At 48.5% G+C, this 16,457-nt stretch carries 21 protein-coding genes; 11 read left to right on the top strand and 10 right to left on the bottom strand.

Annotated features, from left to right (window positions below):
• Positions 1–133: 133 nt before the first annotated feature.
• Positions 134–3,031: an ATP-dependent helicase gene (locus HQRW_RS10440; protein ID WP_014556559.1), complete on the bottom strand. Its 2,898-nt coding sequence runs from the start codon at positions 3,029–3,031 to the stop codon at positions 134–136.
• A 131-nt stretch (positions 3,032–3,162) separates the two neighbouring features.
• Here HQRW_RS10440 and HQRW_RS10435 point away from each other — a divergent pair, with 131 nt between their 5' ends.
• The gene (locus HQRW_RS10435) at positions 3,163–4,020 is read left to right on the top strand and encodes an MBL fold metallo-hydrolase (RefSeq protein ID WP_014556558.1); all 858 of its coding nucleotides are present in this window, start codon (positions 3,163–3,165) and stop codon (positions 4,018–4,020) included.
• Between the two features lie 65 nt (positions 4,021–4,085).
• On the opposite strand, the gene HQRW_RS10430 is transcribed toward HQRW_RS10435, so the two are convergent.
• Both HQRW_RS10430 and mvk read right to left on the bottom strand, forming a co-directional pair.
• Positions 4,086–4,976 carry an isopentenyl phosphate kinase gene (locus HQRW_RS10430; RefSeq protein ID WP_014556557.1) on the bottom strand — a complete coding sequence of 297 codons (891 nt, stop codon included), beginning with the start codon at positions 4,974–4,976 and terminating at the stop codon, positions 4,086–4,088.
• Between the two features lie 2 nt (positions 4,977–4,978).
• Positions 4,979–5,995: a mevalonate kinase gene (mvk, locus tag HQRW_RS10425; RefSeq protein ID WP_014556556.1), complete on the bottom strand. Its 1,017-nt coding sequence runs from the start codon at positions 5,993–5,995 to the stop codon at positions 4,979–4,981.
• A 231-nt stretch (positions 5,996–6,226) separates the two neighbouring features.
• Between mvk and HQRW_RS10415 the strand changes: the two genes are divergently transcribed.
• Together HQRW_RS10415 and HQRW_RS10410 are read left to right on the top strand one after the other, a co-directional pair.
• Positions 6,227–7,297, top strand: a complete 1,071-nt coding sequence (locus HQRW_RS10415; RefSeq protein WP_014556554.1) for a M20/M25/M40 family metallo-hydrolase — start codon at positions 6,227–6,229, stop codon at positions 7,295–7,297.
• Positions 7,298–7,432: 135 nt separating this feature from the next.
• Positions 7,433–7,906, top strand: coding sequence for a 50S ribosomal protein L11 (locus HQRW_RS10410; RefSeq protein ID WP_011572137.1), 474 nt, complete (start codon positions 7,433–7,435; stop codon positions 7,904–7,906).
• Between the two features lie 257 nt (positions 7,907–8,163).
• Here HQRW_RS10410 and msrB read toward each other — a convergent pair whose 3' ends face one another.
• Positions 8,164–8,619: a peptide-methionine (R)-S-oxide reductase MsrB gene (msrB, locus tag HQRW_RS10405; protein ID WP_014556553.1), complete on the bottom strand. Its 456-nt coding sequence runs from the start codon at positions 8,617–8,619 to the stop codon at positions 8,164–8,166.
• A 221-nt stretch (positions 8,620–8,840) separates the two neighbouring features.
• Here msrB and HQRW_RS10400 point away from each other — a divergent pair, with 221 nt between their 5' ends.
• The 4 genes from HQRW_RS10400 to HQRW_RS10385 all read left to right on the top strand — a co-directional run bounded on the left by HQRW_RS10400 (position 8,841) and on the right by HQRW_RS10385 (position 11,600).
• A complete protein-coding gene (locus HQRW_RS10400; RefSeq protein ID WP_014556552.1) occupies positions 8,841–9,950 on the top strand; it encodes a pyridoxal-phosphate-dependent aminotransferase family protein in 1,110 nt (369 codons plus the stop codon).
• A 320-nt stretch (positions 9,951–10,270) separates the two neighbouring features.
• Entirely contained in the window at positions 10,271–10,552 is a 282-nt protein-coding gene (locus tag HQRW_RS10395) for a toxin-antitoxin system TumE family protein (protein ID WP_014556551.1), read from the top strand.
• Positions 10,549–10,977, top strand: a complete 429-nt coding sequence (locus tag HQRW_RS10390) for an HVO_A0114 family putative DNA-binding protein (protein WP_014556550.1) — start codon at positions 10,549–10,551, stop codon at positions 10,975–10,977. Before HQRW_RS10395 ends, HQRW_RS10390 begins: the two co-directional genes overlap by 4 nt.
• Before the next feature lie 125 nt (positions 10,978–11,102).
• Positions 11,103–11,600: a hypothetical protein gene (locus HQRW_RS10385; RefSeq protein WP_014556549.1), complete on the top strand. Its 498-nt coding sequence runs from the start codon at positions 11,103–11,105 to the stop codon at positions 11,598–11,600.
• 94 nt (positions 11,601–11,694) lie between these two features.
• On the opposite strand, the gene HQRW_RS10380 is transcribed toward HQRW_RS10385, so the two are convergent.
• A complete protein-coding gene (locus tag HQRW_RS10380; RefSeq protein WP_014556548.1) occupies positions 11,695–12,183 on the bottom strand; it encodes a surface glycoprotein in 489 nt (162 codons plus the stop codon).
• A gap of 258 nt (positions 12,184–12,441) precedes the next feature.
• Between HQRW_RS10380 and HQRW_RS10375 the strand changes: the two genes are divergently transcribed.
• Positions 12,442–12,699: an AbrB/MazE/SpoVT family DNA-binding domain-containing protein gene (locus HQRW_RS10375; protein WP_014556547.1), complete on the top strand. Its 258-nt coding sequence runs from the start codon at positions 12,442–12,444 to the stop codon at positions 12,697–12,699.
• On the top strand, positions 12,699–13,142 hold the full coding sequence (locus HQRW_RS10370; protein ID WP_014556546.1) for a type II toxin-antitoxin system VapC family toxin: 444 nt from the start codon (positions 12,699–12,701) through the stop codon (positions 13,140–13,142). Before HQRW_RS10375 ends, HQRW_RS10370 begins: the two co-directional genes overlap by 1 nt.
• Before the next feature lie 195 nt (positions 13,143–13,337).
• On the opposite strand, the gene HQRW_RS10365 is transcribed toward HQRW_RS10370, so the two are convergent.
• The 3 genes from HQRW_RS10365 to HQRW_RS15885 are packed head-to-tail and all read right to left on the bottom strand — an operon-like array spanning position 13,338 to position 14,314.
• The gene (locus tag HQRW_RS10365) at positions 13,338–13,796 is read right to left on the bottom strand and encodes an HVO_A0114 family putative DNA-binding protein (RefSeq protein ID WP_014556545.1); all 459 of its coding nucleotides are present in this window, start codon (positions 13,794–13,796) and stop codon (positions 13,338–13,340) included.
• Between the two features lie 37 nt (positions 13,797–13,833).
• On the bottom strand, positions 13,834–14,088 hold the full coding sequence (locus tag HQRW_RS10360) for a toxin-antitoxin system TumE family protein (protein WP_014556544.1): 255 nt from the start codon (positions 14,086–14,088) through the stop codon (positions 13,834–13,836).
• 49 nt (positions 14,089–14,137) lie between these two features.
• Positions 14,138–14,314, bottom strand: coding sequence for a hypothetical protein (locus HQRW_RS15885; RefSeq protein ID WP_158307753.1), 177 nt, complete (start codon positions 14,312–14,314; stop codon positions 14,138–14,140).
• A gap of 55 nt (positions 14,315–14,369) precedes the next feature.
• Here HQRW_RS15885 and HQRW_RS10355 point away from each other — a divergent pair, with 55 nt between their 5' ends.
• Together HQRW_RS10355 and HQRW_RS10350 are read left to right on the top strand one after the other, a co-directional pair.
• The gene (locus HQRW_RS10355) at positions 14,370–14,669 is read left to right on the top strand and encodes a DUF433 domain-containing protein (protein WP_014556543.1); all 300 of its coding nucleotides are present in this window, start codon (positions 14,370–14,372) and stop codon (positions 14,667–14,669) included.
• Positions 14,670–14,674: 5 nt separating this feature from the next.
• Positions 14,675–15,001: a DUF5615 family PIN-like protein gene (locus tag HQRW_RS10350; RefSeq protein WP_014556542.1), complete on the top strand. Its 327-nt coding sequence runs from the start codon at positions 14,675–14,677 to the stop codon at positions 14,999–15,001.
• Between the two features lie 14 nt (positions 15,002–15,015).
• Here HQRW_RS10350 and HQRW_RS10345 read toward each other — a convergent pair whose 3' ends face one another.
• Together HQRW_RS10345 and HQRW_RS10340 are read right to left on the bottom strand one after the other, a co-directional pair.
• Complete coding sequence (locus tag HQRW_RS10345; protein WP_077260083.1) at positions 15,016–15,498, bottom strand: tyrosine-type recombinase/integrase; 483 nt, start codon at positions 15,496–15,498, stop codon at positions 15,016–15,018.
• A complete protein-coding gene (locus HQRW_RS10340; protein WP_049891977.1) occupies positions 15,495–15,884 on the bottom strand; it encodes a hypothetical protein in 390 nt (129 codons plus the stop codon). Before HQRW_RS10340 ends, HQRW_RS10345 begins: the two co-directional genes overlap by 4 nt.
• Positions 15,885–16,457: the final 573 nt, after the last annotated feature.

Raw genomic sequence — 16,457 nt, 5'->3', positions numbered from 1 at the left:
GCAATGATTCAACGCATCCCCGACATGATTACGCTAGCTATTAGTGAGAGTCTAAATAGACTCTCATCAGTTTAATATCAGTCTCCAACTCTATTCGCCCATAGGTCGCACGTCGGGTTCCGATTCGTGATGGTCAGCTTGATGATGTTTGTGTTTCCGTCTCAGATGCTGTTTCTTCATCACCGATTTCTGCTTGCACACGAGCATGGAACTCTTGTAACACAGCGCTTTCGTCTTCTGCAAGCACAACATCGCTCGCCGCAAGCGTTGCGAGTCCGAATGCCCGCGGTGATGGTGAATCAACTTGGACAGTCTCGACAATCAATTCATCATCTTGGATATTCCTGAGTGCATCCTCAATTGCATCGACATTCAGTTTATCCTCAAGAATTTCCCTATATGTCTCATCAATCACCGCAAATGAATCAAGTTCTTCCGCGAATGATAATAACATCTCTGAGGAGACCTGTTGTTGTGCAGCGGATTTTTCATATCCTTTGTACCGCTTCAAAATCATGAGCGACCGTGTTGCGTTGATTCGGAAGTATCGCTTCAGAAGATCAGTTCCATCAAGCGCTGATCGGAGGTCTGACCGCACTGCCGCTGGCTCGATTGATTCAAGTACTGCGCCAACGTCCACCTTGCGATTCAGCGGCATTACAAGTGTGAATCCATTATCGGCGACAGCAATCTTCACATTTGCATTCGTCTGTTGTGCGCAGTGATACGCCAATAATCGTGAGAGTCCATCATTGAATCGACGGCCGTACGTTGAGTGAATATAAAATCGCCGTCGGTATGAATCTCGATCGAGCTCTTCCTCAACAACAAGACGATCATCCGTTGAAACGCTTGTCGCTCCGGTATACTGTCGCTGTTGGTCATAGATCCGAGTGATTGCGCGAGCACTATTCGCATCAATAGGAAATTCATCAAGCCATTGGCGAGTTGCGGTCACCCCATCAGCTTCCAATCGGTTGATTACCTCACCCTGGAACGAAGCAATCTCACGACCAAGGTCATATGATAATGGAAGTCGCTCAGAAAACCACGACGGGACAGTTGGACGCTCACTCGTCCGATCAACATACACCTTTGATCCGCGTCGATATCGATATTCGAATCGGTCTCCACCAAGGACGAATACATCACCCGTTTCGAGTGTGTCAAGATAATCCTCATCGAGTGTGCCGACCTGTTTATCCTCACTCCGAGTCAGGACTGTACACGAGAATGAATCAGGAATCGTCCCGATGTTTGTCATATAAATAACTCTTGCAAGTCGCCCTCGCTTACCAATCAAAGGAGTACCGACAGGGAACTCGTCATAATGATGTTCACCGGATGGGGCGTCATTTGTATCGCGCCAGATCTTTGGATAAACGTTCTTTTCATCGAGTCCATCATAATCCGCGGTCAGATATCGAAGTAATTCCTCCCAGTCATCGTCATCGTAATTGCGATATGGATATGCGCGCGTCAGTATCTGCCGAAAGGTCGCCTCTCGTCTAATTTCGTTAATTGCCATCCCATAAATCTGCTGTGAAGCGACATCATGGGCACCCTCAGGAATAAACACCCGATCAACAAATCCCGACTCGGCTTTCTGTAACATTACCGCACATTCAACGAGTTCGTCTCTATCAAGTGCAATCACCCGTCCCTCAACGGTTTCACCAAGTTGATGTCCTGCACGACCAACCCGCTGTAGTAACGCAGCAACGGACTTTGGCGATCCAACCTGGACAACAAGATCGACATGCGGCATATCAATCCCGAGTTCAAGACTTGTCGAGGTTGTTACAACATCAAGTGTTCCTGCCTTCAATTCTGATTCAATTTCTTGTCGCCGAGTCTTTGAGAGACTCCCGTGATGACAGCCAGAATTTGATTCATCGAATGTGTCTGAACGATCTCGCAGTGTCGAGAGCACTCGCTCGGCACCTGAACGCGTATTGGTGAATACGATTGTGTTTTTGTGATTATCAATGAGTTGCTCAAGCCGGTCATAAAACCGTGCTTGTACCTTCCCACGTGGCGTGTGAATCAAATCATCAGTCGGGCACTCAACACTCAAATCAAATTCACGAACGAATCGTGTATCAACGAGTTCGTACTCACGCGGGGTGCCATCATTGTTATATCCAACAAGGAATTTCCCAACCGTCGAAAGTGGCTCGACCGTCGCTGAACAGCCAATTCGCGTTGGTGATGTCTCTGTCAGTTCCTCAAGCCGTTCCAGTGAGACTGATAGATGCGTGCCACGTTTATTGGCAGCAAGGCTATGAATTTCATCGACGATGACATATTCAATCCCACGAAGTTTTTCGCGGAATTTTGGGGCATTCAGTAAGATTGCGAGTGTCTCTGGTGTTGTATTCAGAATATGCGGGGTTTCCTCAAGCATTCGCTGTCGTTCCGCTGAATCGGTATCGCCGTGACGAATTGCGTGTCTCACGTTGATACTCGAATCGACATCCTCTTTACTACCTGAACTTCCGTCTGTGGCTGCTGTATTTGTCGATTGAGTATTGGCTTCGGACTCGGACTCGGATTTGGACTCGGATTTGGCGTCAGCGATAATTCGCTCGCGAATCCCCGATAACGGCACACCGAGATTTCGATGAATGTCGTTTGCAAGCGACTTCAGCGGTGAGATATACAAACAGTATACCTGGTTTTCAAGTCCGTCGTCGCGTCTACGAGCACGCTTGAAGAGATCATTCAATACCGCGGTGAACGATGCAAGTGTTTTCCCGGATCCCGTCGGTGCACAAACAAGTGCGTTCTCTTGATTATCAACGAGAGGAATCGCTTCTCGTTGTGGCGGTGTAAAGAATCCATCATTCTCAGCAACATATCGACCGAATTGGCTGACCCACCATTCCTGGACAGCCGGATCAAGTCGGGTCAGCACATCTGCGTCATTAATCTCGACGGTTTCTGGGTCGAACGTAAATGATGTTTTATCCGCATCAGTGCGTGCCTGCTCTGCGGCTTCGCGAAGTAACGCTCGCCCACGCTGAGACATTGTAAACCACTTGTGCTACGAATGTAAGTCGGTTCTGTTCGAGTTGAGTTTGCAATTAGCCGTAATCTCATCGTTGCAGTCTTTGCTATTGTATTCCGAATACATTTGCAGCCCGTCACACTAGAATATATATGCGTTTGACCTTTCTTGGGACAGGTAGTCCAATGCCGGTTGCTGACCGTGCACAGACAGGGTCATTACTTACAACAGATAACAACAGTCGAGCGCTGCTCGTTGACTGTGGCAGTGGTGTTCTTCAACGCCTTGCCGCGACTGAGGTCGGCTATGAAGATATTTCGTCGGTGCTTTTGACGCATCATCATATTGACCATGTGACAGATTTACTCCCATTATTGAAAGCCCGGTGGCTGGCTGGTGAGACCTATCTTGAAATTGTCGGACCTGCTGGAACAAAGAGACTTATCGATGATTTACTTGAGATACACGAGTATCTTTCAGATCAGATTGAATTACGTATCCGTGAGGTTGGACCAACTGAATTCACTGTTGCAGATTTCGATATCGAAGCCAGACGAACTGAGCACTCAGTTGATGGACTTGCATATCGAATCACTGAGCCAACACAGGAACAGGATATTAGTGCTGATGCACAATCAGAAGCATCAGATGCAGATGAATCAGCGACCGTTGTTTTCTCCGGCGATACAGAGGCAACAAATAGAATCGCCCGCCTTGCCGATGGGGCTGCAGTCCTTGTTCATGACTGCTCATTCCCTGATGGGGTTGACGTCTCAGGACACCCAACGCCATCTCAACTCGCGAATGTACTCAATGGAATTACAGTCGGTCGTGTGTATCTGACACATCTCTTTCCACATACAGAAGGCAACCATGAGACGATGCGTGAGCGTATTCAGAAAAAATACGATGGAGAGGTTAGATTTGCACGCGATGGGCTCACTGTTACTATTGATGTGGGTGGGGGCGGGGATGGCTCCAAGAACGCTGATGACACGACAACTGAGTGATAATGATACGATGTTATCATTACTGCATGCGAGTTATCCGACATCAATCACATGAAATCGAGGTATTACTGAATGCTCGTTCCAACTTGTTTATGAGCAAAAAACTCAGCAAGTGCTGTTGGTCCAAAGATATGTGCGGGCATCTCAAGATTCAATAATGTGCGAACTTTCCCTGCCATCCCACCGGTGACATCAGTCGTCTCTGAATCTCCAAGCACATCTGTAACTGACTCATACGTCGTAATCTCCGGGATAACACTCCCATCGTCATCATAGACACCCGAAACCGTCGAGCACAGTCCAACGCGATCAGCTGTAAGTCCCTCTGCGACGCTCACGACAATTTCATCGCCACTCAGAATGGTTGCCCCAGAGTGAGAATCGATGATGATATCGCCGTGTGTGACCGGTACATATCCCTGTGCGAGCATTCGTGAGAAGGGGTCGATCGGAATCTCAAGGGTGGAATTCTCGTCTCGAACCGCAACCGATAGCGGGTGAACCGGGATTGCAGGGACACCAACTGCATGCAGTGCTTCGATAACAGTATCATTCAGTCGTCGCATCGCGTCATGAATCTCCCAGATAGCTGCTGCGTCACTCGTCCCTGTTGTTGTACTTACGTTATGCCGCTCTGCATGATGATGTCCAAAACTCCCTCCACCATGGACGATAATCAATCCCTCATGCTCAGCGTGCGAGTGATGATTTGAGTTACCAATATCTTTTTGTGATCTCTCAGTCGACGTCTGTCGTTCATGACCTGTGGTAGATGCTGATTCCCCCGACGTCACTGCTGAACCGATCGTCTCAACCACCGTCTCAAGCGTATCGGTGTCAACTGCTTCTGGCGTTGTTTTATCGGTAATGACACTTCCGCCAAGTTTGAGCACACTTAGACCCTTCATACTCGTATTCGGGTTTACTGGCACAGATGAGTTAGTTTCTCTTGACATACTCAGTTTTCCTCGACACGCACACCAATACGATCAAGTTCTGCCCGAAAGACGTCATGACACTCTGCGGTATACTCTAATGCTGTTTCTGTCTCTGGTGTTTCATCAAGTGCGACAATACATCCACCACCACCCGCACCGGTTAGTTTTGCACCATACGCACCGGCTTCGCGTGCAGCCCAGACCATATTATCGAGTGTCCGCGATGACACGCCAAGTGCCTCAAGCAGTCCATGATCAAAGTCCATGAACTGACCAAGCTCCGTGAGTAGTGCTTGCCCAGGGGTGGTCTCTGGGTTGGCATTTTGTAATAACGTTTCACCCTGTCGAACAATCTCACCAATACTTCCGACTGTCTTTGCCGCGAAATCATATTCCGAGCGTAGTCTCCGCACTCCGGCAACAAGTTCGCCTGTATCGCCTGCACCGCCATCGAATCCAATGACAAACGGGAGATTTGGGGCTGTCATTCGCCGGCACTCATCGCCTTCAATATAAACAACACCGCCCATTGCCGAACAGAATGTGTCTGCTCGTGAAGCCTGTCCATCTTGGACATCATATTCTGCGTTATACGCACGTCGTGCAACTTCACGACAATCGAGTGGTGTATTAAGTTCACGTGTCGCAGCATCGATACCAGCAACAACAACAGCAGCAGACGAGCCAAGACCCGCACCAAGTGGGATATCACTCTCAACGATAATGTCAAACCCTGCGTCCGGCATGTCTGCGGCATCACGTGCCTGTTCGACAGCAGCGTCAACGTATCCCATCGCGGCGTCGACAAGTGCGGTTGGAACATCAACATCAGGGCGGTATTCAGTATCACCGGTGTACTCAACAGTGAATCCATCTAAGCTGAGATCGCGTGCTTCAACCCGAATATGATTATCAGAACGACGCTCAACTGTGACCGTTGCACGTCGTTCAATTGCACAAGGAACTGCTGGTTCCCCATAGACAACCGCATGCTCGCCAAAGAGATACACTTTCCCGGGAGCACTTGAAATAGTCATATCGTATTCACACGCAGTTGCTATTTAATGATTATCGGTCAGCAACATGAGATTCATCATGTCGGACATGTAATCGTCGTGACCTTCCTCAGAATTACATCCGATCCACAAGACACTCGTCTTGATCAATCTGAAAACATGCTTATCGACGAGATGTCTTATCCGGAAATTTTGAGTGATTACACAATATCGAACGGTACATTCAGGAGCCTTTCGACCGAATAAGAAAATATGGATGATACCAGACGTGAATTCTTGACGGATTTATTGACGACACCAAGTCCATCAGGATTCGAAACAGTTGGTCAACGAGTATGGGTGAACTACGTTCAACAGTTCGCCGATGAAGTGAATACCGATGCCTATGGCAATGCTGTTGCAGTTTATCACGGCGACCCTGCTTGCGATGTCTCCATTGCCTTTGCCGGTCATGCAGACGAAATCGGATATATCATTCGTGACATCACTGATGATGGATATCTTCGTATCAATCGCATTGGTGGTGCTGACCGAACCGTCTCAAAAGGACAACATGTAACGGTTCACTCTGAAACCCCCGTTGCTGGCGTCATTGGTCAGACTGCAATCCACCTTCGTGATACTGGTAATGAGTCATATGACGATATTGATGAGCAATTCATCGACATCGGTGCTGAGGACGGTGATGCAGCACGTGAGCGTGTCGAAGTCGGCGATCCAGTCACCGTTGAAACTCGGGTTCGACCGCTTGCTGATACACGGCTTGCAGCGCGTGCGCTTGATAATCGCGTTGGTATCTGGGCTGCCGCTGAGGCGCTTCGGGCTGCTGCAACACGCACGCAGTCTGTCGATGCAACGGTCTATGCTGTCAGTACCGTCCAGGAGGAGGTTGGCGTTCAAGGAGCGAAGATGGTTGGATTTGATCTTGACCCCGATGCAGCAGTTGCAATTGATGTGACTCACGCGACCGATAATCCTGATCTTCCAGGAAATAGTGTTGGTCCAGTTGAGCTTGGATCCGGACCTGTCGTCACCCGTGGCAGCGTGAACCACCCGACGTTGGTGACACTTGCACGTGATGCAGCAGAAACAGCAGAGGTTGATGTCCAACTACAAGCAGCAGGATCCCGAACCGGGACTGATGCTGACGCATTTTATACGAGTCGAAGCGGCATTCCAGCACTGAATATCGGTATTCCGAATCGGTATATGCACACACCGGTCGAGGTTATTGATACAACTGATCTTGATGCTATTGCATCGCTTACTGGTGCGATGGCTGCGGGTGCTGATGATATTGCACCATTTACCCTCGACGTCTAGGACCCTCACCACACTTTCGTGAACCGCCTCGGGATCAAGCCCTGTGGCACCTGTCTTGTAACTCTGTAAAACCGCCTAACACGGCTGCTCGGGCAAAAGAAAACGGTTAAAAGTCACCATAGGGTGCAATAATGTATGGCTGGAACTATTGAAGTACTCATTCCCGGTGGGGAGGCAAACCCAGGTCCACCACTCGGTCCGGAACTCGGACCAACTCCGGTGGATGTACAGGATGTCGTCCAGACAATCAACGATGAGACAGATGCATTCGATGGGATGGAAGTGCCTGTCACCGTTGAGTATGAAGATACTGGTGACTTCTCAATCTCCGTTGGTGTCCCACCAACCGCAGAATTAATCAAAGATGAAGCCGGCTTTGAGTCAGGATCTGGTGAACCGCAGGAGAACTTTGTTGCGAATATGAGCGTTGATCAAGTTCAAAAAATCGCCGAGCAGAAGTCATCGGATTTACTCTCATATGATACATTCAATGCCGCAAAAGAGGTCGTTGGAACCTGCACCTCACTTGGTGTCACAATTGATGGCAACAACCCGCGTGAGTTTAAATCACGAATGGAAGATGGCGAATACGACGATATTCTCAAATAATGTCGAATTAGACATTTCATATACTCCTTGTCGAACAAATTAATTCATCCTGTTGTCATGTACTGACTCCAGATTATTCTCTCTTGTATCCCTATCATAAATCCCGATAATAATTGATTTAAGACGACTATTATGGTATCTGGCGTAGCATGAGTAGCATACGTCTCGTCGTTTCTCAGATATAATTACTGGGCGCTTCCGTCCTCAATTCTACTCCATATCGGCGTATCAATCACACTGCTAGAGAAGATTGGTCGTTATCGATCTGGATCCGCGTCCGCGTCTGCGTTGGAGTCATTATCGAGTGCAACAGCATTGATACAGTATCGTTGACCCGTTGGTTCTGGTCCATCCTCAAAGACGTGTCCAAGATGACCACCACACCGACGACAAACTACCTCAATTCGCTCCATTCCATGTCGCGTATCAACCTTTGTTTCGACTCCCTTCTCATTTGCATCGAAGAATGACGGCCATCCTGTCCCAGAGTCAAACTTTGTCTCACTGTTGAATAATGGGGCATCACATCCCGCACATCGATACTGTCCATCATCATCTGGTTCGATATCCGGTCCACCGAATCGCGGTTCTGTCCCACGCTCTCTGAGGATTTCATATTGCTCATCGGTGAGTATCTCTCGCCACTCTGACTCAGTCGATGGAAGTGTGTCTTCGTTTGAATTCGTGTTTGTCTCTGACTCGCTTTCTGACATACTAGAATATACATGCTACATACTCATGAATCCGCGCTTCAATCCGCCAAATAAGTGAAATAGTGTAATCAAAGTCGTCACTCAGAGCACTCCGAAACAAAAACACATGAGTGAGTACACATGTTTAATGAGTATTGTGGATACCATTACCATCACCATCCTCAAATCAAAAGTACCATTCCATCTCCGTCCGCAGCAAAGAGTAGCTAGGTGATTATCTAATGGAAAAACACGAGTATACTGATGATTATCAGGATAAGACGCTGTATATCCCTGGACCAACCGAGGTGCGTGACGATGTTCTTGAGGCGATGAGCCAGCCAATGTTTGGTCATCGAATGGATCAGATGACCGATCTATATACAACGATTGTCGAAGATACGAAGACATTTCTTGAAACTGATAATGATATCATTATTCTCACTGCCTCAGGGACTGAGTTTTGGGAGACTTCAACGCTCAATCTTGTTGATGAGCACATGTTGTGTACCACCTGTGGGAGTTTTGGTGAGCGCCATGCAAATGTTGCTGACCGGCTTGGAAAGAATGTTGATCGGCTTGAATATGAGTGGGGTAATGCGGTCAAGCCTGCGGACGTCCGTGAGGCACTCGAATCGAGCACGGTTGAGTATGATGTTGTGACGTGTGTTATGAACGAGAGTTCAACCGGTGTTCGCAATCCAATCGAGGAAATCGGTGATGTTGTCGCCGAGTATCCGGATACGTACTTTGTTGTTGATGCAGTTTCATGTCTCGGCGGCGATTATATCGATATTGAAAAACATAATATCGATGTTATTTTCACTTCCTCACAGAAGGCATTTGCAATGCCACCAGGATTGGCGATTTGTGCCGTCAGTGATGATGCATACGAACGTGAACTTGAGAATGACTCAGCATCATGGTATGGCGGCTTTCAGCGGTGTCTTGACTATTATGATCGGAAGGGTCAGACACACTCAACACCGGCAATCCCTGTGATGTTAGCCTATCGAAAACAAATGAAGTACATGCTCGAAGAAGGACATGATACGCGGGATCAGCGCCACCGCGAGATGGCGGAGTACACTCGGTCATGGGCGCGTGAACACTTCGAGATGTTCCCTGAGGACGGATATGAATCGCGGACTGTAGCTTGTATTGAAAATACCCAGGATATCGATGTTGCTGCCACAATCGATGCCGTTTCTGAGAAATACGATATGGCATTCTCGAATGGATATGGCTCAACGCTTGGTGAGACAACCTTCCGGATTGGACACATGGGTGAACACGATATCGAATCGATCAAGATGCTTACAGACGCTATCGAGGACGTAGCTGACCTGTAACCTCTGATTGGTCTCTTACGACTAAGATAATATTCCAATCAGCATGGATGAGTATTGCATGCGACCTCAAACTCAGGTTCATGCATGAGGTATTATCTTTGATGCTTACTGGATCAAAGCCAGTGTTGCCTCGGCATCACCGTGTTTGAATTACCACAGTCCGTCGATTCTGCCGATAGAATATTACGCTGATGCTTTCTCAACAATTGCTGGAGTTTGATGATAGCACTGATAGCAATCGACTCCACTGTTTAGTGAAATGATAGTATGGGATTTTTCCCATATGTTTATCATAACAGGATTTGTATTATGCTGTATTAATGGGTCATACGGTCATCGAAGACGTTGAAGACCGTGTTGACGACCGTGTTATCTATCGGAAGATAATCAAGACCGATGACCCACAATACCCCAGTGGCTACCGCTATGCGCTCCACTATGGTTATACGGATGACCGAGGCACCATTCTCCGGTACGACAACGAGAACGAGACTATCGATCGGCACGAGCGTCACACGCCCGAAGGCGTCACCGAAATCGAATTTCCGGGTATGATAGACCTCCGCACTCGGTTCCTCAACAAGATCGAACACAAACCATGACCGAAAACACACTCAAAATCACGTTCCAGCAGGCTGAATCGCATCGCCAAGCGGCACATGAACGCTTGCAACAGACTGAAACAGCTGACACTGGCGAGGTGGTTGAGCAAGACGTGCGGTTCATCCTTAATTTCGAGGAGTTCGACGATATTGCCCAGCTTATGCGCACTTCAAACCTCGAACTGATTGAGACGATTGTCTCCAAGAAACCAGAGAGTATCCGTCAACTGACCGAGACTGTTGATCGTGATTACCGCGAAGTCCATCGCAACCTGACTGAGCTCGAATCACTCGGCGTAATTGAGTTCGAAAACAATGGTTCCAGTAAGAAACCAATTCTCCGCGGCGGAGCCGACAACATTGATTTCTCGATTCGTCTCCCACAATCCTCTGACCGTGGAGAGGCACCGGGCACATCAGCGTAATTCACAATCGTAGATAACATATCTGAGATAACAGGCGTATACTGTCTCTCGATTCTTGCTTTTTCTGCCTCGTGAAATATCACCCTCCCAAACGTATTTGACCGATATCGGGAGAAACGGTCGATATGCGTGAAACAATAGAAAATCGAAGTATCAACGGGTGCAAAGCTACACTAGTATTCGATACCGGTGGTCCGGTCGGTAGTGATCATGTGATGATTGTCAAACCAACCGATACCGAATCGGAATGGCTCATAAATCGGTGGTTCTATTTCGACGAGCAAGTCGAGGCATACATGTGGAACTTCGCTGAGAAGATTTGCACTGACGCAAAGTATCGACAGCAATCACTCGAAGAAACGGAAGAGTGGAAACGCGTTGCCAACCTGTACGAGCCGTTGGCTCGCAGACTCTATCAGGAATTATCTTACTCCGAGCGAAGTGAATTCCCAATCATGAATGACCGCTCTCGAGACGATTCGAAGAAATTGAAATCACTCTCTGAAGAGTTGTTTGAGGAGATCAGAGCAATCGTGCGACAAGGAGCGGACCACGATCCGGAAGCAATATATAATCAAAAGAAAACCGAGTTGCAGCAGTGGCTTACTGATGAATCTGAGTGATACAATTTAGCCGAGGAGTTGCTCGAAGAAATGGAAAACTGGGTTGCGACAACCAAACGAGAGCGGAAGTTAACCATGCACTGCCTGGTATATATCAGTCATCTCTTGTAACAGCAACTCTGAGTCGGTCGTCTGCAGAGAAGTCGAACTCGGTGAAACTGGCATCTATATCGAACTGTAATTTACTGCTATCAGCGGTGACCGAACTGACACTACTCGAGGTATATTTCGCCTTCGTATTCCCACTGGCATCATACACCCCAACGACAATTTCAGATGCTGTAACGCCACTCCGATCAAACTGACTACCATTACTATTACTGATGGTAATCGTATCAGTACCCGTTCCGTCACCGAGTGTATCTGAGAAGTCAGTTCCAGTCGCTGAGAGATTCAACACATAGGTGTGATCGGCATCATTGATACTCGTGTCTGCGTCCGCGGGATTCGCCGCGGCGAAGCCCGTAGACGTGTCGGCGACCACCGAAGAGCCAGTAAACGCCACGCTTGCGGTCATCACGGACGTGACCATGATGAGCGCGAGGAACGCTGCCTGCACCTTCTCGCGTCTGTCACCCGTCATGCTGGCACCTCCGTATGATGCGGGATCGCTGCGCCCGAGTAACTACTTAGAAAAGGAGTAGTCACTCCGGGTGGGCTAGCCGCGCCCACATAGCTACTTGATTGGGCTGTGCGTTTCGTGCCGGATCAAAAGGGAATAGCTAGATATCTTATATTGTCAGTTTAACCATTACTAAGCAAATATTCCACAACTGAGAGTGGCAGTTCGGATCGCCAATTAGCCGCCCAATTTATCTCACTTGGAGTGCAATAACTGCGTATGTCAAGTGACTCAGACCCACGCGTGGAGGCGGAATCCACAATCAACGACAGTTATGGAACGACGATCCCAGCACCGATCCGACACGCACTTGATGACACGCTTGAGCCGGGAGATACCGTTCGGTGGGTTATCTCAGATGGAGAACTTTCAGTTGAAATCACCCACGAAGAATACGGTGCGTTCGAAGACGCCGAACCGTTCGACGGGCCGGCATGGGAGAGCGACACTGCAGCTGAGAGTGCTTGGAGCGAGTGATGCAGGTAGTCTGTATTGATTCAAATATTGTTCTCGCCGCTCGAAATGCGAATGCGAAACGTCACGACGATGCGACGGCGATATTCAACGCGGTCGATACCGGGGAGTTGCCCCGTGGGAGACTGACAAACTACGTTATCCCAGAAATTCTCCACCCGCTCCAGAAACGCATCAGCAAGGCGGCTGCATCCGATACTCTTGATCGTCTGCAATCGAGTCGCGGGTTCGAATTTGTCTACGTCTCGAAAGCCGTTCACCTATACGGCGAACAGTTGTTCCGAACCTATGAGGCGTCATCAGGGCCAGAGTGGGTCGATTCGATCCTCGCTGCGTACATGCAGAGTGAAGATATCGAATACATATACTCGTTTGACGATGATTTCGACGTGTTTGATAATGTGACCCGACTCACGACTGCGACAAACCCATTCAAGCCAGACTGAGAGCTTTCGACTGAATTAATCGCCAGCTCGACAGTCTTCAGGATCGCCATCAAAGTCAGCTGCGAGATCTTCGCGTTCCTCTTTCCGCACCTCTTCGATATTCTCCCGAAGTAATTCAATATCCTCCCTAGTCATCGGCGCCGGTTCGTCTCATGTCATGCTTGTTCCAAACTAATCAATATGTCAGAATATACGTTAGGCAAGAGCAGAACTTTCTCCAGCCGAGAGTCCAGCAAGCTCCACATAAAGATGAATCCGCTCATATGGGACATACGGGCGTTTTGACTTGCCTTCGTCGATGATGAGCAGAAGACCATGATCGGCGAGGAGGCTGACATCGTCGTGAACCGTACGGTAGCCTCGTTCAAGCTCGTTGGCTACTGCAGTAATGCTTTCAGCCGCACCATCGATATCGATGAGGTACTGTAGCAGTTCGATTCGGCGATTGGTGAGGATTTTGCGTAGGTTGCCAACAGTAGCGAAAGAGACCAAAGCTGGTTGTGATTCCCCGTCAGCAATCTTCTCTACGGCGTCAAGGGTGTCCTCTTGCATGGTCTCAAAGCTCTCAACAGTTACGCGAAGGAGAGCTGGGTAAGGACGATCACGGGGATCGCTGTACTTGTCAGGCCAACCGTTGTCGATTGAATTAGTCATGGTCTGTGTTTTCGATGCTGGTTAGATGATTGACTTCTTAGAGAAATCGAGCAGCATGAGCAGTGATACTCTGGAAATTAATTTCGGAGTCCGTACCGAAATTGATGTGTCGGTGGTGCCATCCGATGTCATCTGTACCATGTGCGTTGTCATATCGGAGTATTTCTCCAGTCTCTGGATGATAGAACTGGAACCGATAAAACCAGTCTCCGGGATAGTCTTTATCCGGAACGGCAGATATCTCAACCCTACCACCGGGGACAGCACGGTTCAGCTCCAGCGCATCTATCATCTGTTATGTGGTATGAGGTAATAAAATACAAATGATTCACTGGTCAGTATCAGTCAAGCACGGTGAGGCCAGCGTCATCGTAAATCTGCTTCAACTTTCGAGGGGAGTAATCGAGGTAATGTTTGTCCAAGACGGATTCGGGAACTCGACCAGCAAAGGCATCGATGTAGCTTGAGTCAACGCCGAGAGAAGCCATCTCGGTGTCTTCAGATGTCTCTGTACTCATATAATGTGGTACATCAGCCGAATGTTTATTCTCGTTCGGAAGAGAGTCTACGCTAATGTGTACCACTATCCGGATTATAGAAACACCAGACGTGCTTAACGGAAAACCACGAATAGAGGGAACACGAATCGGCGTGTTTTCGATCGGTATCAGAGCTCGAGAACAGGGAGCGACTGTCGAGGAATTGCTCGATGACCATCCGGATCTCGATTGCGCACAGGTCCAAGCAGCTCTCGACTACTACGACGAACATCCGGAGTTGATAGAATATATTCAAACTCAAAAGGAGGCCACCAAAACGGCTCTCTCCGAGCAGAGCCGTGCACCTGCGGCGGGATCTAACGGTGACTCCTAACGCCGATGCGGATTCTCTGTGATCAGGTGGTCGAAGAGCGATATGTGTCCGTTTTGAGCAACGAAGCGCAGCATATCGTTTCACGTGTTCGGACTGAGCTCTCTCCTGACGCTGATGACAACGCAATCGCTGACTATGATACCCGTAATGGCTGGGTTGTCCTGACGTCTGATGATGACTTCTTCCGAGACGAGATCAACCACGGGTTGCTGTACTACGACCAAGTCCGTAAGCCGACGCCGCGAGAACTCTATGAGGTGATTAATAAAATCGACCGAGTGTACGACGATCACGCGGTGATCCTCGAATCAATCCCCGGTGAGTGGATCTGATCACTCAAGAATGGTTAATCCAGCGTCATGGTGAAGTACCTCGGGGTCAAGCCCCGAGACACTCTGCCTGTTAATCTGTAGATCTGTTTGAATTTACGTGGCGAGTAGTCCAGATAGTGTTGTTCCAGTACAGAGGTCGGCGTGCGCCCACAAAAGGCATCGACGTAGCTGGCGTCCACACCGAGCGAGGCCATCTCAGAGGCGAACCATCGTCGAAGCACCTGCGGCGTTACCTTCACACCGGATTTTTCAGAGAGATCACGAAACGTCTTGTTCATCGTCGGCTTGCTAACCTGAAAGATTCGTTCGTCGTCGGGGTCACAATGGGATTTGAACGCCTCGAAAGCGGCTTCGTCCTCCTCGTTATGGAATGGTGCCCACGTTTTCTTGACCTCGGATTGCTTGTTGGGCACGAGCATCCGCATCTCCTCGTTGATGTCCTCCATGATGAGCTCTAACAGCTCGGTCGAGCGGAGCCCTGACGTAGCATAGATCAAAAAATCGCTCGGTACTTAGGTCGTTCAATAGCCGCGTAGAAAGTCTGAAACTCATTTTTCGTCGGTACGTGGGTTAGGCTGGGACCCGTCGTTGGCATCTCGAACTCGTCAGCTACGTCACGGTCAAGATACTCGCGGAAAAACACGCGCAACGCCGAGAGGATGTTGTTCTTTTTCAAGTCGCTCATGGGCTGTTCGGACTCCAGGTATCCGATGATGTCCGCTTCGGCGATCAAGTGGGATGATTCTTCAGCGTGGCGCAGGAGCCGACCGATGTACCGACGGTGCTGGTTGAGCGTCGTGTCGCCGCGATTCAGGACGGTTCTCGCGCAATTCTCGTAGTCGGTTAGGATCTCCTCGACAGATGACTCTGCATGTTGGACCATATTGGGGGGTGGGAGATTCGTCACCAGTAGAGTCAGGCGGTGTGGTTATTACGGGTGAGGATGGGGACTGGTCGCTGTGCTGAAGCGTCTAGACGTCGTCCTGCGCTGTAGCTAGGACTCAAGTACATCAACTGCCTCGTTGTCAATCAGCTTTCAAAACGATTGCTGATTGCTATGATTTTTATTTTGTTGATATCTATCGGGCAGTTAGATATTGTATCCAACATTGAAGATCAATAAAGAAGCGCAGGAAATAAGAAATAAGAATTTAGAACGATTGAAAACTATGTATCGATAGATTCAGTCCAAGATGTCATGCCGAATTGGAAATTCGTTTGATTTTATTTCTCTGAAAGCAGTTACTCATCATATACAGTAATCGGAGACTCAATTCCCCGCCTCAAATACCTGAATGATAATTAGGCATATCAACGCTTATTCATAGTATACAGAGAATTCACGCTACTGCTTCCTCCCTACGAGCTATCTCAGCATAATCTTAGCCGAGGATTTCTATGCATGGAATACTTGTTGATTGAAGTATCTCATAATTCAGTATCAAGTATCACAATT

Origin of the sequence: Haloquadratum walsbyi C23 (assembly GCF_000237865.1) — an archaeon.
In the GTDB taxonomy this organism is placed as follows: Archaea; Halobacteriota; Halobacteria; order Halobacteriales; family Haloferacaceae; genus Haloquadratum; species Haloquadratum walsbyi.
Note: the sequence above shows the minus strand (reverse complement) of the source record. Positions and strands in the feature narration are given on the sequence as shown.

Bases quoted from the DNA above. Each gene is read 5' to 3' on its own strand.
- HQRW_RS10390 (WP_014556550.1), top strand. From the start codon at position 10,549: ATGACCGAAAACACACTCAAAATCACGTTCCAGCAGGCTGAATCGCAT.
- HQRW_RS10395 (WP_014556551.1), top strand. From the start codon at position 10,271: ATGGGTCATACGGTCATCGAAGACGTTGAAGACCGTGTTGACGACCGT.
- HQRW_RS10435 (WP_014556558.1), top strand. From the start codon at position 3,163: ATGCGTTTGACCTTTCTTGGGACAGGTAGTCCAATGCCGGTTGCTGAC.
- HQRW_RS10360 (WP_014556544.1), bottom strand. From the start codon at position 14,088: ATGATAGATGCGCTGGAGCTGAACCGTGCTGTCCCCGGTGGTAGGGTT.
- HQRW_RS10385 (WP_014556549.1), top strand. From the start codon at position 11,103: ATGCGTGAAACAATAGAAAATCGAAGTATCAACGGGTGCAAAGCTACA.
- mvk (WP_014556556.1), bottom strand. From the start codon at position 5,995: ATGACTATTTCAAGTGCTCCCGGGAAAGTGTATCTCTTTGGCGAGCAT.
- msrB (WP_014556553.1), bottom strand. From the start codon at position 8,619: ATGTCAGAAAGCGAGTCAGAGACAAACACGAATTCAAACGAAGACACA.
- HQRW_RS15885 (WP_158307753.1), bottom strand. From the start codon at position 14,314: ATGAGTACAGAGACATCTGAAGACACCGAGATGGCTTCTCTCGGCGTT.
- HQRW_RS10355 (WP_014556543.1), top strand. From the start codon at position 14,370: ATGTGTACCACTATCCGGATTATAGAAACACCAGACGTGCTTAACGGA.
- HQRW_RS10365 (WP_014556545.1), bottom strand. From the start codon at position 13,796: ATGACTAATTCAATCGACAACGGTTGGCCTGACAAGTACAGCGATCCC.
- HQRW_RS10380 (WP_014556548.1), bottom strand. From the start codon at position 12,183: ATGACGGGTGACAGACGCGAGAAGGTGCAGGCAGCGTTCCTCGCGCTC.
- HQRW_RS10370 (WP_014556546.1), top strand. From the start codon at position 12,699: ATGCAGGTAGTCTGTATTGATTCAAATATTGTTCTCGCCGCTCGAAAT.
- HQRW_RS10430 (WP_014556557.1), bottom strand. From the start codon at position 4,976: ATGTCAAGAGAAACTAACTCATCTGTGCCAGTAAACCCGAATACGAGT.
- HQRW_RS10410 (WP_011572137.1), top strand. From the start codon at position 7,433: ATGGCTGGAACTATTGAAGTACTCATTCCCGGTGGGGAGGCAAACCCA.
- HQRW_RS10400 (WP_014556552.1), top strand. From the start codon at position 8,841: ATGGAAAAACACGAGTATACTGATGATTATCAGGATAAGACGCTGTAT.
- HQRW_RS10350 (WP_014556542.1), top strand. From the start codon at position 14,675: ATGCGGATTCTCTGTGATCAGGTGGTCGAAGAGCGATATGTGTCCGTT.
- HQRW_RS10375 (WP_014556547.1), top strand. From the start codon at position 12,442: ATGTCAAGTGACTCAGACCCACGCGTGGAGGCGGAATCCACAATCAAC.
- HQRW_RS10340 (WP_049891977.1), bottom strand. From the start codon at position 15,884: ATGGTCCAACATGCAGAGTCATCTGTCGAGGAGATCCTAACCGACTAC.
- HQRW_RS10440 (WP_014556559.1), bottom strand. From the start codon at position 3,031: ATGTCTCAGCGTGGGCGAGCGTTACTTCGCGAAGCCGCAGAGCAGGCA.
- HQRW_RS10415 (WP_014556554.1), top strand. From the start codon at position 6,227: ATGGATGATACCAGACGTGAATTCTTGACGGATTTATTGACGACACCA.